The organism is Roseibium sp. ROS1, from assembly GCF_054658215.1.
In genome coordinates, this window is the sequence record NZ_BAAGIG010000004.1 from 545,239 (window position 1) to 569,810 (window position 24,572).

Genomic DNA, 24,572 nt, shown 5'->3' on the forward strand with positions numbered 1-24,572 from the left:
GCCATGCTGCATCTCCTGAAACAACCGCTGGCAGCCGCAATGCCGACGCGGCGCACCTTCCTGAAGATGTCCGCCGGTACCGTTGGTGGCCTGGTGCTTGCCATGAACCTGCCGCGCTCGACTGCCTCGGCCGCCGAAGGCGAGTTCATCCAGCCGTTCGTTCACATCCGTCCGGACAACACGGTCGTGGTCCTGTCCAAGCACTTCGACATGGGACAGGGCACGGCCAGTGGTCTGTGCAGTCTGGTCGCCGACGAGCTCGACGCTTCCTGGGAGCAGGTCACTGTCGAATTCGCACCGTCCAATCCGCAGGTCTATGCCAACTCGCTGTTCGGCGTGCAGGGCACCGGCGGGTCCACGGCCATGGCGAACTCCTTCATGCAGTACCGTCAGGCCGGTGCCGCGGCAAAGGCAATGATTATTGCCGCCGCGGCAAAGGAATGGGGCGTGCCGGCGGGTGAAATCACCGTGTCGGGTGGCGTCGTTTCTCATGGTGCGGACAAGTCTGCGACCCTGGGTGAGCTTGCCGGTCTTGCCGCCAACGAGGACGTTCCGGCAGAGCCGACACTGAAGACACCGGATCAGTGGGTCTACATCGGCAAGTCCTTCCCGCGTCTCGACGTCAAGAACAAGACCGTCGGCGCGCCCAGAACCTACACGATGGACTTCCAGCGCGACGATCTGCTGGTTGCCGTCGTTGCCCGCTCTCCCCGTTTTGGCGGCAAGGTGAAGTCGTTTGACGCCACCGAAGCCAAGAAGGTGCCGGGCGTCGTCAACGTGCTGCAGATCCCGAACGGGGTTGCGGTGATCGCCAAGTCCACCTGGCCGGCAATCAACGGCCGGTCCCTGCTCGAAATCGAGTGGGATGATGCCGAGGCCGAAACCCGGTCAAGCGATGCGATGATCGCCGAACTGAAGGACATGACCACCAAGCCGGGTGTGAAGGTTCGCGAAGACGGTGATGTCGACGCGGCGCTGGAAGCTTCGGCCAAGGTCATCGAAGCCGACTATGACTTCCCGTTCCTGGCCCATGGCGCCATGGAACCGCTGGACATCGCCATGATGTTCGACGGTGAAACAGCGGAATTCTGGTTCGCTTCCCAGATCCCGACCATCGATCACAACGTGGCGGCCACCGTACTCGGCATTCCGTTCGAGAACGTCAAGATCAACACCCTGTGGGCTGGCGGGTCCTTCGGGCGCCGCGCCCAGGCCGATGCGCATCCGGTCGTGGAAATCACCACGCTGGCCAAGGCGATGCAGGCCGCCGGCATGCCACCGGCTCCGGTGAAGATCGTCTGGACCCGTGAGGACGACATGGCCGGAGGGTACTACCGTCCGATGTCGGCTCACCGGCTGCGGGTCGGGCTTGATGACCAGGGCAACGTGACGGCGTTCAAGTACAACATCGCCGCCAAGTCCATCGTCAAGGGCACGCCTTTCGAAGCCATGCTGATGAAGGACGGTGTCGACCACAACATGACCGAAGGCGCGCATGACACCACTTATGCGTTTCCGCTGATGAACATGGACCAGTCCTTCCAGGAAACGAAGGTGCCGGTTCTGTGGTGGCGTTCGGTCGGTCACACCCACACGGCCTACGTCATGGAAACCATGATCGATCGTCTGGCCAAGGAAGCCGGCAAGGATCCGGTTGCCTATCGCCTCGAGATGATCAAGGACGATCCGCGCAAGGTGGGCGTGTTGAAGCTGGCGGCTGAAAAGGCGGGCTGGGACACGCCCTTGCCTGAAGGGCGCCACCGCGGTGTTGCCGTGCACAAGTCCTTCGGCTCCTTTGTGGCGGAAGTGGCGGAAATCTCCTTCCGCGACGACGGCACTGTGAAGGTGGAAAAGGTGACGGCAGCGGTCGACTGCGGCACGCCGATCAACCCGGACAATATCCGGGCACAGGTCGAAGGCGGCATCGGCTACGGCCTTGGTGCGATCCTGCGGAACCAGGTGACGCTTGCGGATGGGGTTGTCGAGGAAACCAACTTCGACACCTACGAGCCGATCCGGATGTCCGACATGCCGGAAATCGAGGTGCATATCGTTCCCTCGAACGAAGCACCGACCGGCATCGGTGAGCCCGGTACTCCGCCAATCGGTCCGGCTGTCGCCAACGCGATTGCCGCTGCCAAGGGCGAGTGGTCAACCAGCCTGCCGCTGGCAAAGTCCGGTCTCGTCTGAGCCTCGCCGAAGAATACAAAAAGGCCGCCTCCGGGCGGCCTTTTTCCAGATTGGTTTGACGTTTTCTGCTCAGACAAAAACGGCGGCTCCAGTGGGCCGCCGTTTTTCGTTCAGCAGATGATGTTGCCTCAGGAGGCTGCCAGGGCCTCACGGTCCTTCTTTCGCATGCGCTCGGACGCGGATTTCAGCTGTCCGCAGGCGGCGAAGATGTCGCGGCCGCGTGGTGTGCGGATGGGAGAGGCATAACCGGCGCGGTTGACGATGTCGGCAAATTCCTCGATCCGCTCCCAGTCGGAGCATTCGTAATCGGTGCCCGGCCACGGGTTGAAGGGAATCAGGTTGATCTTGGCCGGAATGCCCTTCAGCAGGCGGACCAGTTCAAGCGCGTCCTGATTGCTGTCGTTGACGCCCTTCAGCATCACATATTCGAAGGTGATGCGCTTGGCGTTGGACAGGCCCGGATACTGCCGGCAAGCGTCCAGCAGTTCCTTGATGTTCCATTTCTTGTTGATCGGCACCAGCACATCGCGCAGCTCGTCACGAACCGCGTGCAGCGAAATGGCCAGCATGCAGCCGATTTCTTCACCGGTGCGGAAGATTTCCGGCACGACACCGGAGGTCGACAGGGTGATGCGGCGCTTGGAGAGGGACAGGCCGTCACCATCGGACGCGATCAGCAGCGCCTTCTTGACGTTGTCGAAATTGTAGAGGGGCTCACCCATGCCCATCATGACGATGTTGGTCACCAGACGGCCCTCGGACGGCACGATGGCGCCCTGCGGGGTGTCCGCATGCGGGAAATCGCCCAGCCGGTCGCGCGCAATCAGGATCTGCGACAGAATTTCTTCGGCCGTCAGATTGCGGACCATCTTCTGGGTGCCTGTGTGGCAGAAAGTGCAGGTGAGGGTGCAGCCGACCTGGGAAGAAACGCAGAGCGTGCCGCGGCCTTCTTCAGGAATATAGACGGTTTCAACCTCGACCGGGCGGCCGGCGCCGCGCGCGGGAAAGCGGAACAGCCACTTGCGGGTACCGTCGACGGAGATCTGCTCGGACACAATTTCCGGACGGGCGATCGTGAAGGCTTCGTCCAGCTTCTGACGCAGGTCCTTGGCGATATTCGTCATATGCGCAAAGTCGGACACGCCGCGCACATAAAGCCAGTGCCAGAGCTGGGAGGCACGCATGCGCCACTGCTTCTGCGGCACGCCGATGGTGCCGAGTGCTTCGCCCAGCTCTTCGCGCGACAGGCCGATCAGCGTCGGCTTGTCTTCGCCGGGCAGGACAGCTTCGGCTGAAACGGTGTGCGCGTTCGGATTGTCCCGCGCGATGTCGAGCGTAATTGCCATGTCGTGATCCGTAATCTCTTCCGGCAGGGCCTTCAGGCGTCTTGGAACAAGACTACGCGGTCGCCGGGCACCTGACTTGCAGGTCTGATTTCAAGCGCTCCCAAAACCACAAAAAGCGCCGAAAATCAAGTTTGCTGACGTGCAGGGGAGCTATGCAGAGCTGTTTTTACGCAACGACAACGACCCGGATAGGCCGTTTGGCCCGTCCAGGGTGACGTCGAGACTGAAAGGAAACCACCGGTCGACTTCGGCTTTTCGCCCTGCGGTTGCAGGGGAAAGCCGGAGAAGCTGCTGCCTGAACGCGTTAGCGGCAGGCAGCGTTGGAGTCGTCGATCGCGGCTGTGACGCCGGACAGCGAGAACTTGTAGGTGGTGCGGGTGCCGCGGCTGGATTCGCCGGTCACCGTCATTTCCCGGCCTGCCCTCATGGCAGAAACGAGTTGCGCTTCGGTTGCAGCATTTTCGACCCAGGCACCGTCATTGTTGGTGAAGAGCGTGAAGCCCTTGCCGTCAATGTCTACGCTGACCGAGGATTTGTCCTTGAAAGGATAACCGACCAGCAGGCTCGGCTCGGACGAGACGCCTTCCGCCGGGCGGGTGGTCACGAAAAAGAATACGTCCCCGTGATTTCGATCTCCCGGAAGCAACGTCGTCGGTTTGGTAAGCGCGTAGCAAACCTTGCCGCCGCCACTGGTCAGCGCATAGGCCGCCCAGTCCTTGTGCTGCTTCAGAAGTGTCGGGGTTTGTGCGAAAGCCGCTGCACTCGAAACGGCAAGACCTGCTATGGCCAGAACCAGCGATTTTGCTTTCATCATCTCCACACCGTTGGATTTGAGTTTCCGTCAAATTTAGTTCAACTGCCGTCTGACATATAAACCTTGCTTTAATGATAACTTAAAGCGGGTTACGAAAGGGTTGAAGCCCGACAATTGTATTTTCTGTTTTTCGGTGCGTGCACCAACCTAATCGCTTTGCGGTTAAACGCGGCAACAGTGTGGCAGACCTGCTTGACCCCCCTTTCGAATTATGCCGAACCTGATAAAGAAGATGGATCGGCAGGGGGATTGATTGTCTTTGACGCAGGTGCAGTATTTTTCCGATCTCATTGTCAAAGTGGCGGAAGACCGGGACAAGGCGGCTTTCATCGAGCTGTTCGATCACTTTGCGCCGCGCCTGAAGGGCTACCTGATGAAGCAGGGCGCCGATGAGGCCCTTGCCGAAGAAGTCGCGCAGGACGTCATGATGACGCTGTGGCGCAAGGCCGATCTGTTCGATCCGAAAAAATCCAACGCCAGCACCTGGCTGTTCCGGGTTGCCCGTAACCGGCGTATCGACAGGATCCGCCGCCAGAAGTCTGCCGCGCTGGATCCCGAAGATCCGTCCCTGCACCCGACGCCTCTGCCGGACATTGCCGAAGAGATGGATGCGAAGCTGCGGGAAAAACGCGTGCGTGCTGCTTTGTCGCAGTTGCCTGAAGAGCAGCGGAATGTGGTTCGGCTGGCTTTTTTTGCAGGACAGTCGCACAGCGAGATCGCTGAACACACGGGCTTGCCGCTTGGCACGGTCAAATCCCGTATCCGGCTTGCCTTCGGACGGTTGCGCCAGCTTCTGGAAACCGACACGTCCGTGGATGTGGACTAATTGGGACCCCGTGCAAGAGACACCCAAAATTCTGGTGGCCTGAAGTTCAGGCACAACTCATTCAGGTTCCCGGCACTTTCCGTCCCGTGCGCATTACCGGACCGCCGCTGACATGTTTCGGACGTTCGATCCTGGGAGCGCCGGCGGTAGTGGAGCGGTCCGCGTAGCGACCCAGCGCCCTGTGACGGTCGTACATGACGATCGCGCCGGCCATGGCGACATTGATGCAGAACTTTGTCGGGATCTTCACCACGTGGTCGCAGCGCGCGAGCATCTGCGGTGAAAGCGAGCCTCTTTCAGGACCAAGAACGTAGGCCGCTTGAAGGGGATGTCCGAAGCTCGGCAGCTCGATCGATTCGTCCGTGAGCTCGATGCCCACAAGCTGGCAACCTCTGGGCAGGTCCATCGTGTCTACGCTGTCCCAGGTGAAGACAGGCAGGTGGCCGGGGCTCTTGGAGGTGTCGGAGGGGGGCGCCTTGCGCAGCTTCTGGTCGGCATCCACCGTGAAGAAGAAGTTGGCGCCGAAGGCATGGGCAGAGCGCATCAAGGTGCCCAGGTTCATCCGTTTCGAGAGGCCTTCGGCCCCGATTGCAAAATATCCGCGCATCAGTTTGTCCGTTTTCGATTTGGCTGCCTCATAGCCGACTTTCGCCATGGCCGAAAGTTTTCAGCTTATCCGGAAAGCCAATTCCCGCCTCGAACAGGGCTTGCTAACGTCTCACCCGGCGCAGCGCGAGCGGCGCTTTACGCGTAGAATGTCATGAGGATGCCGTGAAAGCCTGTCTCTGCAAAACCTTCGGTTCGCCTTCCAGCCTGGTTGTCGAGGAGATTGCCGATCCGGTTGCCGGGCCGGGGGAGGTCGTGGTGCGGGTGAAGGCCTGTGCGCTCAATTTCTTCGATACGCTGATCATCAGGGGCAAGTACCAGTACAAGCCGGAAATGCCGTTTTCGCCGAGTGCCGAATTCGCCGGTGTGGTCGATCAGGTGGGCTCCGGCGTCGAAGGGGTTTCGCCCGGCGACAGGGTCATGGGCTACATGCGCTGGGGTGCTGCGCGGGAAAAAGTGGTGGTCGCAGCTGGCGATCTTGTCTCGCTGCCGGACGATATTCCCTTTGAAGTCGCGGCAGGTTTGACCGTGACCTACGGCACCACGCTGCATGCCTATCGCGACCGGGCCGGGTTGAAGCCCGGCGAGACTGTTGCCGTTCTGGGCGCATCGGGCGGTGTCGGCCAGGCTGCAGTGGAAATTGCCGCGATCATGGGAGCAAAGGTGATTGCCTGCGCCTCATCTGAGGAAAAACTCGCTTTTGCCCGCTCGCTCGGCGCTGACATGACGGTCGATTATTCGGTTGAGCCGCTCAAGGAAACCCTGAAGGAGCTGACCGGTGGAAAGGGTGTGGATGTGGTCTACGACCCGGTTGGCGGAGAGCTGTCGGAACAGGCCATCCGGGCAACGGCCTGGGAGGGGCGGTTCCTGGTGATCGGGTTTGCCGCGGGCGACATTCCGAAAATTCCGCTGAATATCGTGATGCTGAAAGGTTGCGACATTCGCGGTGTCTTCTGGGGCGCAGCACTCGACCGGGATCCGGAAGGCCATCGCCGCAACATGAAGGAACTTTTGTCCTGGGTGTCTGAAGGCAAGCTGAAGCCGCACATCCACGGCGTTTACAAGTTGGCAGAAACGGCAACCGCGCTTGAGGAAATCGCTGCGCGCCGGGTGCAGGGCAAGGTAATTGTGACGCCTTGAGGTCTGCGTTGCGCCTGATTGATGGCGCGGGGTCTTTCCAGGTTTAGGCAGTTCAGGTTCGGCTTTCGGGTATGTGGCCCATCCTTCGAGACGGACCTGGCGGTCCTCCTCAGGATGAGGCTCTGGTTTTGGCAAATCCGGGAACATGCAACAAGGATGACCTCATCCTGAGGAAGCGCGAAGCGCTGTCTCGAAGGATGGGCCGCTTGCTCAGACTGACCTCAGATCGCGAATTCGGCGATCACCGGGGCGTGGTCGGACGGCTTTTCCCAGCCGCGTGCGTCGCGCAGGACCGTGGTGCCCTTCACATACGGGGCGAGCGGCTGAGACACCCAGACGTGGTCAAGACGGCGGCCCTTGTCGGCGGCAGACCAGTCTTTGGCGCGGTAGCTCCACCAGGTGTAGAGCTTTTCATCCAGCGGGGTGAACTGGCGCATGGCGTCCAGCCAGCCGCCTGCCTCGCGGACCTGCTCGAACAGTTCCGTTTCGACCGGGGTATGTGAGACCACCTTCAGGAGCTTCTTGTGGGACCAGACGTCGTGCTCGTAAGGCGCGACGTTGAGGTCGCCGACCAGAATGGCGGGTTTCGAGGTTTCCTCGCCTTTCAGCCAACCCAGCATCTCTGCCATGAAGTCGAGCTTGTGGCCGAATTTCGGGTTGATCGTGCGATCCGGCTCGTCACCACCTGCCGGCACATAGAAATTGTGCAGCCGGATGCTGGAGCCGTTGAACGGCACGTCCGCCGCCACGTGACGGCTGTCCCCCACCTGGCAGAAATCGCGTTTCTCGATGTTGCTCAGCGGCAGCTTGGAAAGCGTTGCGACGCCGTGGTAGCCCTTCTGGCCGTGGATGGCCATGTGTTCGTATCCCGCCTTGCGGAAGGCGTTTTCCGGGAAATTGGCGTCCGGGCACTTGGTTTCCTGCAGGCAGATCACGTCCGGTGCGACTTCCTCGATCAACTGTTCCACAATCGGCATGCGCAGGCGCACGGAATTGATGTTCCAGGTGACGAGTTTGATCCGGTCTGTCATGGGAAATTTGCCAAGGCTTGTTGCGGGAATAGCCAAGTCATACGGATTCGGCCACCGAGTGCAAACGAATTCAGGTCTCGGGATCGTCTTCCCCGGCCTTGCCGGTTTCGCCGACCCGTTTCAGGGCGAGCTGAGTGGCCGCGGGGCCGAGCAGTTCGAAGACGATGGTTGATCCGATGGCGACGGTCAGAATTTCGTCCCGGAACTGCGGCAGCACTTCGGCAGCAACCAGGGCCATGCCAAGCGCGACGCCCGCCTGGGGCAGAAGCGAGAGGCCGAAGAGATAGCTTCGGTCGGTTCCGGCCCCGCCGCTGAGCTTGCCGCCCAGCCAGCCTCCAGCCAGACGCCCGGCGAGCCGCAGCAGAACATATGCCGCGCCAAGGAGACCAAGCTTCAAAAGCAGGTCCGGCTGCAGCGCTGCGCCGGCCAGCACGAAAAAGAAGATCATGAATGGCCATTCGATATGTTCGATCTCATAGAACGGCCGGGTATGGTGACGCCCGGTGTTGACCACCATGGCCCCACAGGCAATGCCGGCAAGCAGGAACGAGAGGTCGAGCCAGATGGCCAGACCCGCCGTCAGGAACACGATGCCAAGCGCCTCGGCAAGGGTCGGGTCGCCGGGTTGGAGGCGGCCTGACAGGTAGCCCGCCGGGAGGCCGACAATCGCGCCAAGCAGGAGCGATCCGGCAATCTCCCAAACCGCATGCAGCAGGGCGCCCGAGCCATCGCCGCCCATGAGCGCCTGTGCTCCCATGAGACAGAATGCGAAAACCAGAATGCCCCAGATATCGTCCAGTGCAACGATGCCGGACAGGATGGTTGTGAAGGGTCCCTTTGCGCGGTACTGGCGGATGACATCGCTGGTGGCTGCCGGGTCGGTGGCGGTGGCCAGGGCTGCCAGAATCAGTGCCAGTTCCAGCGGAAAGCCGAGCAGGGCGAGACCTGCAAAGACGACGATCGCGGTTGACAAGACCGCTGAAGCCGAAACGACCGTTACGGCCTTGCCGCTGTTCTGCAGATGGACCCTGGAGAGTTTGCCGCCCAGAACGAAGGCGACCATCGACAGGGCCAGAACGGCGAGGGTTTCGTAAAGCTGGGTCAGGTTTTCAGGCAGAAGATCCAGAAAGGCGGGGCCCGCGGCCAGTCCGCACAGGATCAGCAGCGTCACGCGGGGCATCTGCGTCCTGTGGCCGATTTCGTCGGCCAGCATGCCGAGCAGCAGCAGGGCGCCAATGGCGATCAGGGTGGTCGCGATTTCCATGCTCATACATTGAGGGAAAGAGACCAGACGTCTTTGATCCGCCGCAATCCCGCCCTATTCGATTGCCCGCACGATAACAGATACGTGTTTATGCGGAGAAATCGTGATTTCGTCTACGCTCCGTTAGGAAATCCCGCGCATTTTGTGCGGTGAGTGAAAGCCTTTCTTAACCCTGCCGAGGACGCTGTGCTGGCAATCGTAAAATCGTTTTGTTCCATTTTCGGGTTCATCTTTTTAAGCTCGTGCGCGGCTTACGACTTTCCGGATCCAACGCCAGAAGACTACGCGGTACACGGCATCGACGTGTCCCGATGGCAGGGCGATATCGATTGGGCGGCCGCAAAACAGGGCGGTGTCGCCTTTGCCTGGATCAAGGCGACCGAAGGCGGCGACCACGTCGACCCGCGCTTTGTCGAGAACTGGGTAGCAGCGCGCCAGGCGGGCATGCCGCGCGGGGCCTATCACTTCTATTATTTCTGCCGTCCGGTTGAAGAACAGATTTCGTGGGTAAAGGAAATCGTTCCCGTTGACCCGCAAGCCCTGCCACTTGTTCTCGACATGGAATGGAATGCGCATTCCAAAACCTGCAGGGAACGGCCGGAACGACCGCAGATCCTGCGGGACATGAAGATCTTCCTCGACGAAATGGAAAAGCACTACGGCAAGCGCCCGGTGATCTATTCCTCGGTCGATTTTCACCGAGACAGGCTGGTCGGTGCGCTCAAGAACGAGCAATTCTGGCTGCGCTCGGTCGCCAGCTTCCCGAACAACATCTATGAGCAACGCGACGACTGGGTGTTCTGGCAGTATACGGCCGAGGGCCGGGTGCCGGGCGTCAAAGGCGACGTCGACCGGAATGCGTTCTTCGGAACCAAGTCGCAGTACCGCGACTGGCTGAACGGCAAGCTGAGGCGCTGACCGTTCCCCAGGCCAATACCGCTAGCGCACCTTGATCTGGTGCGTGACGTCCTTGCCGTTGCTGACTGTGACCTGGGTGAAGCCGATCATCTTGCAAAGATCGAGGAAGTTCAGGTCCTGCGGCTGGTTTGACCGCGCGAAGAGTTCCGTCGTGCGGGCCATCGAGGTCAGCGAGGCAAGCAGGGCCCGCAGCCGGAACAGCGTGTCATAGCGCCCGTCGCCGGTTGCCACCACAATCAGTTTTTCCAGTTCGGTGCCCTTGGCGAACAGGTGATATCCGGGCGGATACCCCAGTTTTGCGTTCTGGGATGCAAGGCCGCTGACGAAGGCTGCCCGCGACCGCTTGCCCGTGTCAGGTGCAAGGCCCAGTTCTGAGACATAAACCTCCTGGGTCTGCACCTCCGGGTAATAATAGCCCGCATGCGCATCGAAGGCCGACACCGGTGCAATGGATGCAGCAAACCAGAGCGCCGCCAGCGCCATGGCAGACGCAACAGATTGAATTCGTTTCACTTCACAAAGCCCCCCGGCTGTTCGTGCGCCTATCAAGCCCGAAATGCAGGCCGAACGCAAATCGGACGCAAGCTGGGCGCAAGCTGGGGCGGGCAGCATTTGGCGTGAGAAGGAATAGAGACGCCTGCAGCGCTATACTTTTGCCATGATGCTAGCCGCTTCTTGAAGGCGTCAGGGCGCAGAACTTTGGAGTTTTGAACATGTTGATCCGCTTTTCGCTGGCATTTGCCGCGATCGTGATGATGGTGCTGCCAGCAAGCGCACAATCACGGCCGGCCATTGCCTTCACGACGGCCAATCTCAACATGCGCGCCGGACCGGGAACCAATTATCCCGTGATGGCCACCGTTCCGCGCGGGGGCGGGGTAACCATTTTCGGGTGTACGGCCGACTTCGGCTGGTGCGATGCCGCCTTCACCAATGTGAAGGGATGGGTTTCCGGCCAATATCTCAGCTATGGCGGTGAAGGCATCTATTATGGCCGGCCAATCCCCAGCGCGGGCATCAACCTGGGTGTGCAGCGCTACTACCGGGATTACCCGATCTATGCGGAGGCGCCTGCGCCTGCCTATCGCGGCGGGCCGGTCTACAAGGGCGATCCTCCCTATGATCCGCCGCCGGTTGAACCGGGCCCAGTCTATGCACCGGAACCGCTTTACGAAGCACCGCCTGTCGTGGTCGCGCCGCCGCAGCCGATCATTATCCGGCCCTATTGGGATTCATTTCCCGGCTATCCGCAAAGGTATTTCGAGCCGCGTATCTATTGACGCGGGCTGTTACCGGGCCGGTTTCGGTCCGGCCATGACCAGCGACCAGAAAACCTTGTGCTTGGCATTGGGCGCGTAAGCCGTCGCGATGCCAAGCCGGGTGGCGTCTTTCGTCAGCAACACCTGGTTATGCTTCGGGCTTTCCCGCCAGCCTGAAAAAGCTTCGGCAAAGGTTCTGTATCCGGCGCTGACGTTTTCGGCGGCAGCCGTCTTCGGCTCGCCGATGGAGGCCATGCGGGTTGCCAGCTGCTGGTTCGGGGCGAGCGATGCCTGAACGTTTCCGGCCGCGGCCATCGCGTCGGCCTGCGATTTTGCAATGGACGTCAGCTGCGGATCGGCAATCACGGGCGAAAGTCCGTTGTTGATCCGGTATTGCGAGATCATCTGAGCGGCCGTTGCAGCATCCACCACACCGTCGACACGCGCCATGTCCTCGTAGAAGGGCGGCGTCTGCATGCGGTCGCCCATGCAGGCGGCAACCGAGAGCAGCAGCGCTCCGGCGAGGGCGAGTTTCAGGGATCGATGGACCATCGGATTGTCAGCCACGCTGTTGAAGCTCCCGCTCAGGATCAATGAGATTTAGTGAGGCACATGATTCGCCTCACTTTGGAAGGTGATGGGACGACAGTTGAGCAGAATTGCGGCGCAAGGCTCCTGAAACCGGTGCACAAGCCTTTCAGCTAGGGTGTGCGCGAAATGGGTTGGAAAAAATGGAGCAGGTTTCTTGAATGGCAATTTTCAAGTTACATATAAAGTAACATGATGGTGCCGAACGTCTTGGTATGGATCGGAGCACCAGGCCACGCATTGCTTGAGGACCTTTTCCATGTCCCTGTTTTCCGGAGCCGCATCAACCACCGGATATGCGGAAAGAACGGCGAGGCTCGTTCCCGGGCTTGCAGACATGCACAAGATGACCGGCCTGCTGCTGGCGGAGCGGGCGCCATCGGACGGAACAATCCTGGTGCTTGGTGCCGGTGGCGGTGTTGAACTGAAGGCCTTTGCCCGCATGCAGCCGGACTGGCGTTTCCTTGGTGTCGACCCGTCCGCAAACATGCTGGAAAAGGCGCAAGAGCACCTTGGTCCTCTCGGGGCAAGAGTGAGCCTGCTGGAGGGATACATCCATGATGCCCCCGAGAGACAATTTGATGGCGCTGCCTGCCTGCTGACGCTTCATTTTCTGGATCGGGAGGAGAGGTTGAAGACGCTTTCCGGACTGCGGCAACGGTTGAAGCCTGGAGCAGCCTTCGTTTCGGTTCATCACAGCTTTCCGACCGACCGTGCGGGCAAGGACAGGTGGCTGGCAAGATATGCGGCGTTTTCCACCCTATCCGGCACTTCCCGCTCGCTTACCGAAAACGGCATGGCCGCGATGAAGGAGCGATTGCCGGTGCTGACGCCCGAACAGGATGCGGATCTGTTGAGGCAGGCCGGATTTGTCGACGTCGAGACCTTTTACACGGCCTTCACCTTCAGAGGCTGGGTCGCCACCGCCGGGTAATCAAAAAGAAAAGACCAGCCCGTGAGACACGGGCTGGTCAGGCTGCATGAGGCTAACGGGGCTTGAGGCCCCCAGCCTTTCAGGGAGCTTGTTGAGCCCGCCGCCTGCAGGTGGTTGCCCTGAAGGCGACGTGCCGGATCAGCGGGTGGAGGCTTCCAGAACGTCCTCATAGGTCCGAAGACCGGTGGTCGGCGCGCAGACCAGGACGGACATGTTGCCCGGTGCGTGCTGGTTCTTCCACATCTTGGTATGGGCTTTCGGGATCTGATCCCAGGGGAAGACCTCGGACATGTAAGGGTCGATGCGCCGTTCGATCATCAGCTTGTTGGCGGCCGAGGCCTGCTTCAGATGGGCGAAGTGTGACCCTTGAAGGCGCTTCTGGTGCATCCACATGTAGCGGACGTCGAAGGTGCAGTTGAAGCCTGACGTGCCTGCGCAAATGACGACCATGCCGCCCTTCTTGCAGACCAGGGTGGAGACCGGGAAGGTTGCCTCGCCCGGGTGTTCGAAGACGATATCGACGTTGTTGCCCTTGCCGGTGATGTCCCAGATCGCCTTGCCGAACTTGCGCGCTTCCGCGAACCATTCCGCATATTCGGGCGAGCCGACCGTCGGCAATTGACCCCAGCACTTGAAGTCCTTGCGGTTGATCACACCCTTGGCACCGAGATCCAGCACGAACTGGCGCTTGTCCTCGTCAGAGATGACGCCAATGGCATTGGCGCCTGCTGCCGTAATCAACTGGATGGCGTAGGAGCCAAGGCCACCCGAGGCGCCCCAGACAAGCACGTTCTGACCCGGCTTCAGCTCATGCGGGTGATGGCCGAACAGCATGCGATAGGCGGTCGCGAGCGTCAGCGTGTAGCAGGCGCTTTCTTCCCAGGTCAGGTGGCGCGGCCGGGGCATAAGCTGCTGGGCCTGCACGCGGGTGAACTGCGAGAACGACCCGTCCGGTGTCTCGTAGCCCCAGATCCGCTGGGAGGTGGAGAACATCGGGTCGCCGCCGTTGCACTCCTCGTCGTCGCCGTCGTCCTGGTTACAATGAACCACGACCTCGTCGCCCACTTTCCAGCGCTTGACCTTGTCACCGACGGCCCAGACGATGCCCGAGGCATCGGAGCCGGCAATGTGATAGGCGGCGCCGTGACCGTCGAACGGGCTGATCGGCTGGCCGAGGCCTGCCCAGATGCCGTTGTAGTTGACGCCGGCGGCCATCACCAGAACCAGAACCTCGTGGCTGTCGAGTTCCCAGGTCGGCACGACTTCCAGTTTCATGGCGTCTTCCGGCGGCCCGTGGCGTTCACGGCGGATGGTCCAGGCATACATGTTTTTGGGAACGTGTCCGAGCGGCGGGATCTCTCCGATTTCATAAAGATCTTTCACCGGCGCGCCCTCTCGCGTTTGGTTGTCATTGGCTTCCGCGGTCGCTGTCATTCTCCCCTCCCAGGGCTTCTTTTGGGCCTCAGAATTTCGCATTTGCACAAGTCGTAATCGGGCAAATACCCAATTTTGCGCAACTATTGTTCAAAAACGATCACCGTTCTATACGACTATTGCTTAACTTGCGTTTTGATGCCAACCATATTTTGCATTGCACATTGGGGTTTCGCAGTCGCGTAAACTCCGGCACACTGCTGACTGTCCGGGAGAAACAGGCTGACGCGGTGCTGCCAAATCAAGAAAAAACAGGCAGCAGAACGCCTTAGGAGGATGAGTGGCATGAGTGCATCGGGTGAGAGCCGGCCGGAGAAAGATCGTCCGTGGATTTTCCGGACCTACGCGGGCCACTCGACGGCGGCCGAATCGAACAAGCTCTACCGTGGCAATCTTGCCAAGGGTCAGACCGGCCTGTCCGTTGCGTTCGATCTGCCGACTCAGACCGGCTACGATCCGGATGACGCCCTGGCGCGCGGCGAAGTGGGCAAGGTCGGTGTTCCGGTGGCACATCTCGGCGACATGCGCACCCTGTTCCAGGACATACCGCTGGAGCGGATGAACACCTCCATGACGATCAACGCCACCGCACCCTGGCTGCTGTCGCTCTATATAGCGGCTGCCGACGAACAGGGCGCTGACCGCAAACTGCTGTCGGGCACGACCCAGAACGACATCATCAAGGAATATCTGTCCCGGGGCACCTATGTGTTTCCGCCGGCGCCATCGCTCAGGCTGACGACCGATGTCATCGCCTGGACCTATTCCAACATGCCCAAATGGAACCCGATGAACGTCTGCTCCTATCATTTGCAGGAAGCAGGCGCGACACCGGTTCAGGAGCTGTCCTTCGCGCTGGCAACGGCGGTGGCCATTCTGGATTCCATCAAGGCGAGCGGTGCCATTCCCGAGGACGATTTCCCCAAGGCTGTCGGCCGGATTTCCTTCTTCGTCAATGCGGGCATGCGGTTCATTACCGAGATGTGCAAGATGCGCGCCTTCACCGAATTGTGGGACGAGATCTGCCTGGAGCGCTATGGCGTTGAGGACGAGCGCTATCGCCGCTTCCGCTATGGGGTTCAGGTGAACAGCCTCGGGCTGACCGAGCCGCAGCCGGAAAACAACGTCTACCGTATCCTCATCGAGATGCTGGCGGTGGTCTTGTCCAAGAATGCGCGCGCCCGCGCTGTGCAGCTGCCGGCATGGAACGAAGCGCTGGGCCTGCCGCGACCGTTCGACCAGCAGTGGTCGCTACGGATGCAGCAGATAGTCGCCTATGAGACCGACCTTCTGGACTATGCGGACATTTTTGACGGCTCCGCCGAAATTACCCGCAAGGTGGAAGAGCTGAAGGCGCAAGCCCGCGAGGAACTTGCCCGGATCGATGCCATGGGTGGTGCGGTCGCCGCGGTCGATAGCAGCTACATGAAGCGCCAGCTTGTGGAAGCCAATTCCGCACGCCTTGCCGCGATCGAAGGCGGCGACCAGGTGGTGGTCGGCGTCAACCGCTGGACGGACAGCGAGCCTTCACCTCTGGCCGCCGGGGAAGACGGCGGCATTCTCACCGTTTCCGAGCATGTCGAGGAAGAAGCGGTCGAGAAGGTCAAGGCCTGGCGCGATGCACGCGATCAAGCCGCGGTCGAAACCGCGCTGGCGGACCTGAAAGCCGCCGCCCAGGAAGGCCGCAACATCATGGAGCCTTCCATTGCCGCGGCCAAAGCCGGAGCGACCACAGGCGAATGGGGCCGGACATTGCGCGAGGTCTTTGGCGAGTACCGTGCACCGACCGGTGTCGGCCAGGCCGTGCGGGACAATGTCGGCACTTTGGCAGACATCCGCTCTGACGTGGAGGCGGTATCAAAGAAACTCGGTCGCCGACTGAAGTTCCTGGTCGGCAAACCGGGTCTCGACGGGCATTCGAACGGTGCGGAGCAAATTGCCGTCAGGGCGCGCGACTGCGGCATGGAAGTGGTCTATGAGGGAATCCGTTTGACGCCGGCGCAGATCGTCAACGCCGCGGTGGAAGAAGACGTTCACGTGATCGGTCTGTCGATCCTGTCCGGCTCGCACCTGGCCCTGGTGCGTGACGTGATGGACCGCCTGCGAGCAGCCGGTGCGGACGATATCCCGGTCGTGGTCGGTGGGATTATCCCTGACGAAGATGCCGCACAGCTCAAGGCGCAAGGCATTGCGGCGGTCTATACGCCCAAGGATTTCCAGCTCACCGATATCATGGCCGATGTGGTGAAGATTGTCGGCAACCGTGCAGAACAAGCTGCTTGAACCGGCCTTCGTCGAAAGTGACAATAATGCCGATTGAAGTATTTATTGGCGAAAATTATTCGCTCTTCTAGTCTCGGATAAACTTTCAGTTGCAACTGGCGCAGTCGTGGCTGCGTCGGTTTCGCTGGCGGGTTCAAGATTTATTTATACTTGGCCATTAGTAGTTTCCCTTAGCGCGGGTCTAAGCAGGAAACGATCCGATGATACGTAAGCCAATCTCCAGAATAACTTCAGTCCTCATCGGATTGCGGGACGGGACCAGTCTGCGCCAGCAGATTGCCCTTCTGGCGGCTTCGCTTTGCATCCTTTCGATCGCGGTGGCCGCATTCGGTGCGGCCCTGATTGCACGCGGCGAAGCCATCCGGGAAAACCGGTGGGACCTGACCCTGATTGCACGTAGCATGGCGCAGCGGCTGGACCAGACGATGTTCGACCGTTACCGCGAAGTGCGCAACGTCGCAGACATGGAACTGCTGAAGCCCGTCTGGACCCGCAATCCCGACATCATCCGTGAAACGCTTGACCAGCTGCAGCGCAGCCTGCCGCAATATGCCTGGATCGGCTTTGCATCTGTCGACGGCACGGTCGTGGCGGCAACCAAGGGCATGCTGGAGGGCGCATCCGTCGCCGAGCGACCCTGGTTCATCAGTGGCCTGAAAGGGCCCGCGGTCGAGGATGTGCATCTTGCCAAGTTGCTTGACCACCTGTTGCGGACAAGCCCCGACGAAGCGCCGTTTCGTTTCGTTGACGTGGCAATGCCGGTAAAAGACGAAAACGGAAAACTGGCGGGCGTGCTTGGCGCGCACATGAGCTGGAGCTGGGCGGAAGAAACCCGGCGCGATGTTCTGGAAAACAATCTCGGCAAGGAAGGGCTCGACCTCTTCGTGCTTGCGCGCGATGGCTCGGTGCTTGTGGGGGAAGACGCCGAGGGCACAAGCCTCTCCCGGGAAAATGCTGCCTACGATCCCGGCAATCCCGACATGGTGGTCGCGGAAGTCGAAACCTCGGGCCTTGGCGATTATCCGGGGCTGGGCTGGAAAGTTGCCGTGCAGCAGCCGGTCAGCGTCGTGTCGGCTCGGGTGGCGGCTCTGGTTCGCAATATCTTTCTGATCGGATTTGCGGTTGCCTGTCTTTCCGCGCTGCTGGCATGGCTTGCGTCTCGCACCATCTCGCAGCCGCTTCTCGGCCTGGTCACAGCTCTGGACAGGATCGGGCGTGACGAAAAGGAAACGACAGTTCCGCGCCTGCACGGGTTCCGGGAGCTTTCGCAGGTGTCTGCCTCCGTCAGGTCGCTGCTGCGCCGGCTCGGTACCGTGGAAGAAAGCGCAAGAACAGCCCGGGACATGCTGGCGGTTCTGAAGGACGAATACAGCCGCAACATACGGTCCAGTGAGGAACGGAACCGGCAACTGGGAGCCGACATCCGCTCCTTGAGAACGCTGGCTGAACACGATTCCCTGTCGGGCCTCCTGAACCGGCGTGCGTTCCAGCCATTTGCGGAAGATGCCTTTGCGACCTTCCAGCGTCACGACCGGCTGTTCAGCGTGCTGATGATCGATGCGGACCACTTCAAGACCGTCAATGATCAATTCGGGCACCGGGCCGGTGACGACGTCATCCGGGCCATCGGTGATGCCATCGTTGAAGAAATCCGTTCGACCGACAAGGCTGCCCGGTTCGGCGGGGAAGAATTCGTTCTCCTGCTGAGGGAGAATGACGCAAACGGGGCCTGGGTCCTGGCCGAGCGCATCAGGCTGAGAATAGCAGCCCTCACCGTGGATGCCGGCGTTGGCAATATCTCCGTCACGGTCAGCATTGGTCTGGCGGAAGTCACGGCTGATGATCGTGATGTCGAAGACACGATCGCCCGGGCGGATCAGGCGCTTTACATCGCCAAATCGTCGGGCCGCAACCGGGTCTGTGTCGACTATCCGACCCCTCGGTCCCAGTCGGCCTGACGCCGTTGCTATTGATGAAACCGAGGGTTAACTTAACGTAAAGTTTTGTTAACCCTTTGTTGAAACAATTGGCGGGTTCCGCCAGAAGGCGGCAATTCTCTGAGGGCCAGGAGGCCGGAATGGCGACGATCGAAAGGCCGCAATCGGCCCAGGTCGTGGCGCATGCGACAGAGTACCCCGCGGACCGTGACGGTGACGGCACCGGTTACGACCGCAGAAAGAAGCGTGACACCGCAGAGCGCCATGAAAATGAAACCGGGATGTCCGAGGACACTCCGGCAGTTCTTGTTGACGATCATCACACCGTAAATCATGTGCTGGATGGCGTTGCCGCCTATCGGGCTGTCGCGTTGCAGGTCATGGAACCGGGCATCGATCACGGGCCGGTACACCCCTTGCGGGGACCTGTGGACAGGATGCCCGCGGACAACGTCCGTCATGCCTATGAGGATCACGAGGACGGTGAGCCGCCCCATGAGGTGAATGTCGCGACCTGACGGGCGAAGTCGTCCAAAAGGTTGAAGTCACTTGGCTCGTTACGTATTAACCCGTATCTATGGCCGGCAGGGGAGATCCCCTATCGTTCGTGCACAGGTGCGCGTCCTTCGGGATGCAGTACCAGGTGCCGCCATTCCGGTTGGCAAGCCTGCCCATATCTGGCGCAGGTGGCTGATCCCGGGTGACAAGAGCTGGAGATTTGAGTTTGACTTTCCCCGCACATCTTCTCGAAGGCTACGGCCGTTACCTCAACAAGGGGTTCGTCAGATACAAGGAAACCCATGAACGCCTGGCGGTCTATGGTCAGACGCCGGATGTGATGGTGATTTCCTGCTGCGACAGCCGGGTCACGCCGGAAGGCATCTTCAATGTCGGTCCGGGCGAATTGTTCGTGGTGCGCAACGTTGCCAACCTGGTGCCGCCTTACGAGGATACGGAAGGCCAGCACGGCACCAGCGCTGCGATCGAATTCGCGGTCAACGGGCTCAAGGTCAAGCACATTGTGATCATGGGACACGGCCAGTGCGGCGGCGTGAAGGCGTTCCGGGAAAACGCGAATGCGCCGATGGCGACAGGTCAGTTCATCGGCCGGTGGATCAAGCTGCTGGAGCCGGCGGCAATCGCGATGGCCTGCATGCCGGTGGACAAGGCTGACGATCCTCAGCTTGCCATGGAATATGCCGGTATCCGCCAGTCGCTGAAGAACCTGATGACCTTCCCGTTCATCGAGGCGGCCGTTTCGGCGGGATCACTCAGCCTGCACGGGTCCTGGTTCGACATCGGGTCCGGCGAATTGCGGGTCATGGACGCCGAAACACAGAGATTCTCCACGACAGCCCCTGAGGCTCTCGCTACGGCGGGATAAGCGCTGCAAGGAAAGGGACGTCATGCTCGTCGATCCGGTGCTCTATCGCCGAATGGCCAAATACAACAGCTGGATGACCGAAAAGGTCTATGCGGCAGCGGATCTCATGAGCGATGAAGACCGCAAGGCCGACCGGGGTGCCTTCTTCCGGTCCGTGCATTCCACGCTTAACCACATCCTGTTTGCCGACAGGGCATGGATGAGCCGCTTTACCGGCCGCAAATACGAAATCAAGGGCATGGGCGTTGATCTCTTCGAGAATTTCGATGAGTTGAAAGCCGCCCATTTCGACATGTGCCTGCAGATTTCCGACTTTGCCGAGTGGCTGACCATCGACTGGCTGGCGGAGGATCTGGAATGGACAAGCGGCCAGGACGGTATTCCCCGGTCCCGGCCACGCTGGATGCTTGTCACCCACATGTTCAATCACCAGACCCATCATCGCGGCCAGGTGTCGACACTGCTGACACAGGCCGGGCATGACATCGGGGTCACCGATCTGCCGTTCATGCCTGATCTGGTGTGACGGGGAAGCCTGTTCAGACTTCCGTCTTCATTCCGTAGTTCTTCACCGCGCCAAGCACCGCGTCGATCTCGGATTTCGAGAGAATGTGCGGCGAGCCGATCGTTCGGCTGAGGATATAGGCCTTGGCCAGGACTTCCAGTTCCTCAAGACGCCAGAGGCCCTTTTCAAGGGTCTCGCCGACAACCACGGCACCGTGGTTGGCCATCAGGCAGCCTTGCCGGTCTTTCATGACATCTGTCACTTCCCGCGCAAGTTCGTCGCTGCCGAAAAGGGCGTAGCCTGCCAGGGGAACCGTGTCACCACCGAAGAGCGCGATCATGTAGTGGCAGGAGGGGATCTCCATCCGGTTGATCGCCAGCGCGGTGCAGTGGACCGGGTGGGCGTGCACGACTGCGTGCATGTCCGGCTTTGCCCGCAGCAGCGCAAGGTGGAACTGCCATTCGGTTGAAGGTGGCAGGGGCCCTTCAAAAGCGCTGTCGCCGTCCAGCGGGATGGAGGCCAGCATCTCCGGGGTCATGCGGTCATAGGGCACGCCGGAGGGCGTGATGATCATCCGGTCGCCTGCGCGCGCGGAAATATTGCCCGATGTGCCCTGGTTGATACCGCGGCTGTTCATCTCCTTGCAGGAATCGATGATGGCCTGGCGAAGTTCGGGTGTATCCTGATAAGGCGTCTTAAGCATTGTTTTCCGTCAGATTGAGCATTTCCGTCGCCGTTTCCGAGCAGGTGGCGATGTGGGTGGCGTAGCCGCCGCGCAGGGCGGCCAGCATCGGTCTGGCACGGTCCGGGCCGGAGCCGACCAGCAGGCCCATGTCCTTGCCGCGCATCTGGTCCAGCGTCACGGCAATCATCCGGTCCTCGATTTCCCGGTTGAGACCGTTGCCGTCGTGGTCGATCAGGCGGCCGCATATCACGCCGATGGCACCGCGTTCCGCACATGGGTCAACGTCGGCGGGGTCAAGCAGGCCGGTATGGACGACGTGGCTGTCTGCCGTGCAGGTGCCGCAGGCGAATAAGGTCTTGTTGCAGTCCGCCACCGCATCAAGCTGCATGCGGATCACCGGCTCCCGCTTCAGTTCTTCCACCAGCGCCCGGTTGGACAAGAGCAGCGGCACATGAAGGTTGACGCAGTGCGCGCCATAGCGGCGGGCGAGCGTTGCCGAGCAGGTTTCCGCGGCAAAGCCGAGAGCTGCCGGACGCGAGCCGACCAGCTGAACCAGAGTAAGGTCCGGCACAGTTACCCGCGGCGCGGCCTCCGCCACCCGGTAGACCGTTTCGCCCCAGGCAACGCCAAGCCGGTCGCCCGGTTCCAGCAGGCCTGGCAGCCAGTCGGCGACCACCCGGGTGACCCGGTCAAGGGACTGATCGGCCCCGGCGGGCGATGTCGGAACGACGATGGCGTCCTGCAGACCGAACCGGTCGACGAGACGGCGCGCCAGATCGTGGTCGCGGAAGATGTCCGTGTCCAGTGTGATGCGGACATAGTCGCGCTTTCGCGCTTCGGACAGATAGTTGACGACCGTCGCCCGCGAAATGCCGAGGCGTTCGGCGATCTCGTTCTGGTTCATGCCTTCCTGGTAGTAGCACCAGGTGACCTCGATGATGGCATCGTCCTGGCTGCGCGCCCTGGTGGCCGCAGGGGGTGCCGCGGCCTTGGTGCCGGTTGGCCGGGAACTGGTCGGGCCAGGGCTCATGCGCTCTTGGCGATCCTGCTGAGATCCGGGAAGAGAGCGGCAAGGCCTTCGGCGCTGGCCTCGCAGATACCGCGTTCGGTAATCAAGCCGGTGACGAGGTGGTTCGGCGTGACATCGAAGGCAGGATTGCCGCCGGGCGTGCCGACCGGTGTCACCTGCACGACGCCGATCTTGCCGTCGTCCGTCAGGCCCTGGATGTGCGTGACTTCGCGTTCCTGGCGTTCCTCGATCGGTATTTCGGCAACGCCGTCATCTACCGTCCAGTCGATGGTCGGTGAAGGCAGGGCAACGTAGAACGGCACGTTGTTGGCCTTGGCGGCGAGTGCCTTCAGATAGGTGCCGATCTTGTTGCAGACGTCGCCGCGGCGTGTGGTGCGGTCGGTTCCGACGATGACCATGTCGACAAGGCCGTGCTGCATCAGGTGGCCGCCGGCATTGTCGGTGATGTAGGTGTGGGGAATGCCGTGGCTGCCCAATTCCCAGGAGGTGAGGGCGCCCTGGTTGCGCGGGCGGGTTTCATCCACCCAGACATGGATCGGAATGCCGGCGTCATGGGCCTGGTACATCGGGCTCGTCGCCGTGCCCCAGTCCACGGTCGCAATCCAGCCGGCGTTGCAATGGGTCAGAATGCGGACAGGCTCTCCGTCCTTCTTGCCGGCTGCGATCTTGCGGATGATCTCAAGACCATTCTGGCCGATGCTGTGGTTGATGCCGACATCTTCGTCGGAAATCTCGTGCGCGAGCTTCAGCGCTGCGGCGGGACGGTCGGCTTCCGGCAGCGGGAGCAGGTGCGCACGGCAGCGGTTAAGCGCCCAACGCAGGTTGATGGCCGTCGGCCGGGTCTTGTCGAGAAACTCCCAGGCCGTGTCCAGATGCGCATTGGACGGGTCGATCTTTGCGGCCAGTGCCATGCCGTAGGCAGCGGTTGCACCAATGAGCGGCGCGCCGCGCACGCGCATCTCAACGATGGCGTCGGCGAAGTCCTGAAGTGTGTCGACCTGCTGGATGCGGAATTCGTGCGGCAGCCAGCGCTGGTCGATGATCTGCAGGGCAGCCTTGTCGTCATCCCACCAGAGCGAGCGGTAATGAGTGCCGTTGACCTTCATGGGATGTCCTTCTTGTTGAATTGGCGCGCAAGCTTCACGAGCGCATCGGTCGAGCCGTAACTTTCTGGCGACAGGATGAGGTCGGCCCCCATCAGCAGGTTGCGCGTTTCCAGACGGCGCTTCAGCTGCTTGTCCTCGATTTCCTCGAAGTCGGCATTGTGGGCGAGCGACAGGGTGCGGCGGTGCATCTCGATACCGCAATAGCCCATGGCCTCGTTGCGGATTTCCTGCAGGAGGCCCGCACATGCGAAGTCCGATGCCTGCCCCTGATCCTCGAATAGGGAAGCCGGGTAAAGCATGCCGGTGCGCTCGGTGTTCCAGAGGCGGGTGAACTCGGCCTCGAAGGATGAGAAGGTTTCGGCGATGACCGACAGAACCCATTCCTGGAAATCGTCGAGTGTTTCCGCGCTGCGATGGGCCGGCTGGCTGAAATAGGCCATCAGGAAGTTGGCCGTCAGCATGCCGATGTCGAAGCCGAGCGGGCCGTATTGCACGAATTCGGGATCGATGACGCGGCTATCGCTGTCCGTGGACATGATGGAGCCGCTGTGCAGGTCGCCGTGCACCATTGTTTCGGTGTTGGAGGCAAATTTCATCAGGAACCGCTGCACCTTTGCCTTCAGTTCGGCATTGGCGCGCAGGTCTGCCACAACGGGGTCGAGACCTTCCGTGTGGTGGTTCATTTCAGCAGCAAAATAAGGATCGGTGAAAACCAGCGCTTCGGTGATTGCTGGGATTTCCACGTTGCCGGCGAACAGGCTGACATCGGCCTTCTTGTCCGCGCTCTTCATGGACAGTTCCGAGCCGCGAAACGCGGTGCGGGCGCAGAAGGTGCCAAGGAAAGCACCAAGTCCTGCAACCTTTTCACCATCGATCAGCTTGCGCCGCAGGATCTTGTGCGGCGAGAGGAATTCCATGACGATCAGCGCCTGGTCCTCATCGAAGTGGTAGACCTCCGGCACTGCGACCGGATCACGGGCGGCCTGTCGCACAAGCGCATGGTTCTCGTAAAGCGCGCGATAAAGCGGCAGCGGCCAGCTGTCGCCGACCAGGCGCACATAGGGCAGTGCCTGCTTGACGATGATCGTGCCTTTGGGGCCCTCGACAATGAAGACGAGGTTCAGGTTGCCGTCGCCAACTTCGCGAACGGTCCAGTCAGACGGGTCTGCTCCGATCCTGTCCGCAACGGCGGAAATGCCGGAAAGTCTTTCGCCGAGCGTTTCCGGCGTGAGGGGCCGATAGAGGTCTGGCGTGTCCATCTTGGGTCTTGTTCCTCCCTATTTTGCCCCGAT

Annotated in this window: 23 protein-coding genes; 11 read left to right on the top strand and 12 right to left on the bottom strand. The window is 60.9% G+C overall.

What is annotated here, in order from left to right; all coding sequences use genetic code 11:
* Positions 1–3: 3 nt before the first annotated feature.
* Positions 4–2,190 (top strand): xanthine dehydrogenase family protein molybdopterin-binding subunit, encoded by a 2,187-nt coding sequence (locus ACYQ6M_RS25355; protein ID WP_460076293.1) that lies wholly within the window; start codon positions 4–6, stop codon positions 2,188–2,190.
* Between the two features lie 128 nt (positions 2,191–2,318).
* Here ACYQ6M_RS25355 and rlmN read toward each other — a convergent pair whose 3' ends face one another.
* A complete protein-coding gene (gene rlmN, locus ACYQ6M_RS25360; RefSeq protein ID WP_077291540.1) occupies positions 2,319–3,536 on the bottom strand; it encodes a dual-specificity RNA methyltransferase RlmN in 1,218 nt (405 codons plus the stop codon).
* A gap of 304 nt (positions 3,537–3,840) precedes the next feature.
* Positions 3,841–4,350 carry an invasion associated locus B family protein gene (locus ACYQ6M_RS25365; RefSeq protein WP_023002837.1) on the bottom strand — a complete coding sequence of 170 codons (510 nt, stop codon included), beginning with the start codon at positions 4,348–4,350 and terminating at the stop codon, positions 3,841–3,843.
* Between the two features lie 253 nt (positions 4,351–4,603).
* Here ACYQ6M_RS25365 and ACYQ6M_RS25370 point away from each other — a divergent pair, with 253 nt between their 5' ends.
* Positions 4,604–5,176 (top strand): sigma-70 family RNA polymerase sigma factor, encoded by a 573-nt coding sequence (locus ACYQ6M_RS25370; RefSeq protein WP_035907892.1) that lies wholly within the window; start codon positions 4,604–4,606, stop codon positions 5,174–5,176.
* 61 nt (positions 5,177–5,237) lie between these two features.
* Here the strand turns inward: ACYQ6M_RS25370 and ACYQ6M_RS25375 are convergent, their stop codons facing one another.
* Positions 5,238–5,783 carry an RNA methyltransferase gene (locus ACYQ6M_RS25375; RefSeq protein ID WP_031270178.1) on the bottom strand — a complete coding sequence of 182 codons (546 nt, stop codon included), beginning with the start codon at positions 5,781–5,783 and terminating at the stop codon, positions 5,238–5,240.
* Between the two features lie 164 nt (positions 5,784–5,947).
* Here ACYQ6M_RS25375 and ACYQ6M_RS25380 point away from each other — a divergent pair, with 164 nt between their 5' ends.
* Positions 5,948–6,922: an NADPH:quinone oxidoreductase family protein gene (locus ACYQ6M_RS25380; protein WP_460076295.1), complete on the top strand. Its 975-nt coding sequence runs from the start codon at positions 5,948–5,950 to the stop codon at positions 6,920–6,922.
* 221 nt (positions 6,923–7,143) lie between these two features.
* On the opposite strand, the gene xth is transcribed toward ACYQ6M_RS25380, so the two are convergent.
* A complete protein-coding gene (gene xth / locus ACYQ6M_RS25385) occupies positions 7,144–7,953 on the bottom strand; it encodes an exodeoxyribonuclease III (protein WP_023002841.1) in 810 nt (269 codons plus the stop codon).
* 70 nt (positions 7,954–8,023) lie between these two features.
* On the bottom strand, positions 8,024–9,217 hold the full coding sequence (locus ACYQ6M_RS25390) for a cation:proton antiporter (protein WP_460076296.1): 1,194 nt from the start codon (positions 9,215–9,217) through the stop codon (positions 8,024–8,026).
* Positions 9,218–9,403: 186 nt separating this feature from the next.
* Here ACYQ6M_RS25390 and ACYQ6M_RS25395 point away from each other — a divergent pair, with 186 nt between their 5' ends.
* Complete coding sequence (locus ACYQ6M_RS25395) at positions 9,404–10,135, top strand: glycoside hydrolase family 25 protein (RefSeq protein WP_031270181.1); 732 nt, start codon at positions 9,404–9,406, stop codon at positions 10,133–10,135.
* Between the two features lie 21 nt (positions 10,136–10,156).
* Here ACYQ6M_RS25395 and ACYQ6M_RS25400 read toward each other — a convergent pair whose 3' ends face one another.
* Positions 10,157–10,648, bottom strand: a complete 492-nt coding sequence (locus tag ACYQ6M_RS25400; RefSeq protein ID WP_208984621.1) for a hypothetical protein — start codon at positions 10,646–10,648, stop codon at positions 10,157–10,159.
* 200 nt (positions 10,649–10,848) lie between these two features.
* Here ACYQ6M_RS25400 and ACYQ6M_RS25405 point away from each other — a divergent pair, with 200 nt between their 5' ends.
* Complete coding sequence (locus ACYQ6M_RS25405; RefSeq protein WP_023002845.1) at positions 10,849–11,415, top strand: SH3 domain-containing protein; 567 nt, start codon at positions 10,849–10,851, stop codon at positions 11,413–11,415.
* 9 nt (positions 11,416–11,424) lie between these two features.
* On the opposite strand, the gene ACYQ6M_RS25410 is transcribed toward ACYQ6M_RS25405, so the two are convergent.
* Complete coding sequence (locus tag ACYQ6M_RS25410) at positions 11,425–11,961, bottom strand: CAP domain-containing protein (RefSeq protein ID WP_306355459.1); 537 nt, start codon at positions 11,959–11,961, stop codon at positions 11,425–11,427.
* A gap of 280 nt (positions 11,962–12,241) precedes the next feature.
* Here ACYQ6M_RS25410 and ACYQ6M_RS25415 point away from each other — a divergent pair, with 280 nt between their 5' ends.
* Positions 12,242–12,916: a class I SAM-dependent methyltransferase gene (locus tag ACYQ6M_RS25415; protein WP_460076297.1), complete on the top strand. Its 675-nt coding sequence runs from the start codon at positions 12,242–12,244 to the stop codon at positions 12,914–12,916.
* A 138-nt stretch (positions 12,917–13,054) separates the two neighbouring features.
* Here the strand turns inward: ACYQ6M_RS25415 and ccrA are convergent, their stop codons facing one another.
* The gene (gene ccrA / locus ACYQ6M_RS25420; protein ID WP_023002848.1) at positions 13,055–14,350 is read right to left on the bottom strand and encodes a crotonyl-CoA carboxylase/reductase; all 1,296 of its coding nucleotides are present in this window, start codon (positions 14,348–14,350) and stop codon (positions 13,055–13,057) included.
* 276 nt (positions 14,351–14,626) lie between these two features.
* Between ccrA and ACYQ6M_RS25425 the strand changes: the two genes are divergently transcribed.
* The 5 genes from ACYQ6M_RS25425 to ACYQ6M_RS25445 all read left to right on the top strand — a co-directional run bounded on the left by ACYQ6M_RS25425 (position 14,627) and on the right by ACYQ6M_RS25445 (position 20,480).
* Positions 14,627–16,633: a methylmalonyl-CoA mutase family protein gene (locus ACYQ6M_RS25425; RefSeq protein ID WP_460076299.1), complete on the top strand. Its 2,007-nt coding sequence runs from the start codon at positions 14,627–14,629 to the stop codon at positions 16,631–16,633.
* 200 nt (positions 16,634–16,833) lie between these two features.
* The gene (locus tag ACYQ6M_RS25430; protein WP_460076301.1) at positions 16,834–18,591 is read left to right on the top strand and encodes a sensor domain-containing diguanylate cyclase; all 1,758 of its coding nucleotides are present in this window, start codon (positions 16,834–16,836) and stop codon (positions 18,589–18,591) included.
* 119 nt (positions 18,592–18,710) lie between these two features.
* A complete protein-coding gene (locus ACYQ6M_RS25435; RefSeq protein ID WP_023002851.1) occupies positions 18,711–19,088 on the top strand; it encodes a hypothetical protein in 378 nt (125 codons plus the stop codon).
* A gap of 206 nt (positions 19,089–19,294) precedes the next feature.
* Positions 19,295–19,954: a carbonic anhydrase gene (locus ACYQ6M_RS25440; protein ID WP_139314252.1), complete on the top strand. Its 660-nt coding sequence runs from the start codon at positions 19,295–19,297 to the stop codon at positions 19,952–19,954.
* 22 nt (positions 19,955–19,976) lie between these two features.
* Complete coding sequence (locus tag ACYQ6M_RS25445; protein ID WP_023002853.1) at positions 19,977–20,480, top strand: DinB family protein; 504 nt, start codon at positions 19,977–19,979, stop codon at positions 20,478–20,480.
* Positions 20,481–20,493: 13 nt separating this feature from the next.
* Here the strand turns inward: ACYQ6M_RS25445 and ACYQ6M_RS25450 are convergent, their stop codons facing one another.
* From ACYQ6M_RS25450 to mtnK, 4 genes are read right to left on the bottom strand one after another with little or no spacing between them, the layout of a single operon-like run.
* On the bottom strand, positions 20,494–21,162 hold the full coding sequence (locus ACYQ6M_RS25450) for a class II aldolase/adducin family protein (protein WP_075283982.1): 669 nt from the start codon (positions 21,160–21,162) through the stop codon (positions 20,494–20,496).
* On the bottom strand, positions 21,155–22,174 hold the full coding sequence (locus ACYQ6M_RS25455; RefSeq protein ID WP_460076304.1) for a sugar-binding transcriptional regulator: 1,020 nt from the start codon (positions 22,172–22,174) through the stop codon (positions 21,155–21,157). Before ACYQ6M_RS25455 ends, ACYQ6M_RS25450 begins: the two co-directional genes overlap by 8 nt.
* Entirely contained in the window at positions 22,171–23,280 is a 1,110-nt protein-coding gene (gene mtnA / locus ACYQ6M_RS25460; RefSeq protein ID WP_152505334.1) for an S-methyl-5-thioribose-1-phosphate isomerase, read from the bottom strand. Before mtnA ends, ACYQ6M_RS25455 begins: the two co-directional genes overlap by 4 nt.
* Complete coding sequence (gene mtnK / locus ACYQ6M_RS25465; protein WP_460076306.1) at positions 23,277–24,539, bottom strand: S-methyl-5-thioribose kinase; 1,263 nt, start codon at positions 24,537–24,539, stop codon at positions 23,277–23,279. The genes mtnA and mtnK overlap by 4 nt, the downstream gene beginning before the upstream one ends.
* Positions 24,540–24,572 lie beyond the last annotated feature (33 nt).

Coding starts and splice junctions, on each gene's coding strand:
- ACYQ6M_RS25375 (WP_031270178.1), bottom strand. CDS start 5,783: ATGCGCGGATATTTTGCAATCGGGGCCGAAGGCCTCTCGAAACGGATG.
- ACYQ6M_RS25445 (WP_023002853.1), top strand. CDS start 19,977: ATGCTCGTCGATCCGGTGCTCTATCGCCGAATGGCCAAATACAACAGC.
- ACYQ6M_RS25435 (WP_023002851.1), top strand. CDS start 18,711: ATGGCGACGATCGAAAGGCCGCAATCGGCCCAGGTCGTGGCGCATGCG.
- ACYQ6M_RS25430 (WP_460076301.1), top strand. CDS start 16,834: ATGATACGTAAGCCAATCTCCAGAATAACTTCAGTCCTCATCGGATTG.
- ACYQ6M_RS25390 (WP_460076296.1), bottom strand. CDS start 9,217: ATGGAAATCGCGACCACCCTGATCGCCATTGGCGCCCTGCTGCTGCTC.
- ccrA (WP_023002848.1), bottom strand. CDS start 14,350: ATGACAGCGACCGCGGAAGCCAATGACAACCAAACGCGAGAGGGCGCG.
- mtnK (WP_460076306.1), bottom strand. CDS start 24,539: ATGGACACGCCAGACCTCTATCGGCCCCTCACGCCGGAAACGCTCGGC.
- ACYQ6M_RS25450 (WP_075283982.1), bottom strand. CDS start 21,162: ATGCTTAAGACGCCTTATCAGGATACACCCGAACTTCGCCAGGCCATC.
- mtnA (WP_152505334.1), bottom strand. CDS start 23,280: ATGAAGGTCAACGGCACTCATTACCGCTCGCTCTGGTGGGATGACGAC.
- ACYQ6M_RS25425 (WP_460076299.1), top strand. CDS start 14,627: ATGAGTGGCATGAGTGCATCGGGTGAGAGCCGGCCGGAGAAAGATCGT.
- ACYQ6M_RS25455 (WP_460076304.1), bottom strand. CDS start 22,174: ATGAGCCCTGGCCCGACCAGTTCCCGGCCAACCGGCACCAAGGCCGCG.
- rlmN (WP_077291540.1), bottom strand. CDS start 3,536: ATGGCAATTACGCTCGACATCGCGCGGGACAATCCGAACGCGCACACC.
- ACYQ6M_RS25415 (WP_460076297.1), top strand. CDS start 12,242: ATGTCCCTGTTTTCCGGAGCCGCATCAACCACCGGATATGCGGAAAGA.
- ACYQ6M_RS25355 (WP_460076293.1), top strand. CDS start 4: ATGCTGCATCTCCTGAAACAACCGCTGGCAGCCGCAATGCCGACGCGG.
- xth (WP_023002841.1), bottom strand. CDS start 7,953: ATGACAGACCGGATCAAACTCGTCACCTGGAACATCAATTCCGTGCGC.
- ACYQ6M_RS25405 (WP_023002845.1), top strand. CDS start 10,849: ATGTTGATCCGCTTTTCGCTGGCATTTGCCGCGATCGTGATGATGGTG.
- ACYQ6M_RS25365 (WP_023002837.1), bottom strand. CDS start 4,350: ATGATGAAAGCAAAATCGCTGGTTCTGGCCATAGCAGGTCTTGCCGTT.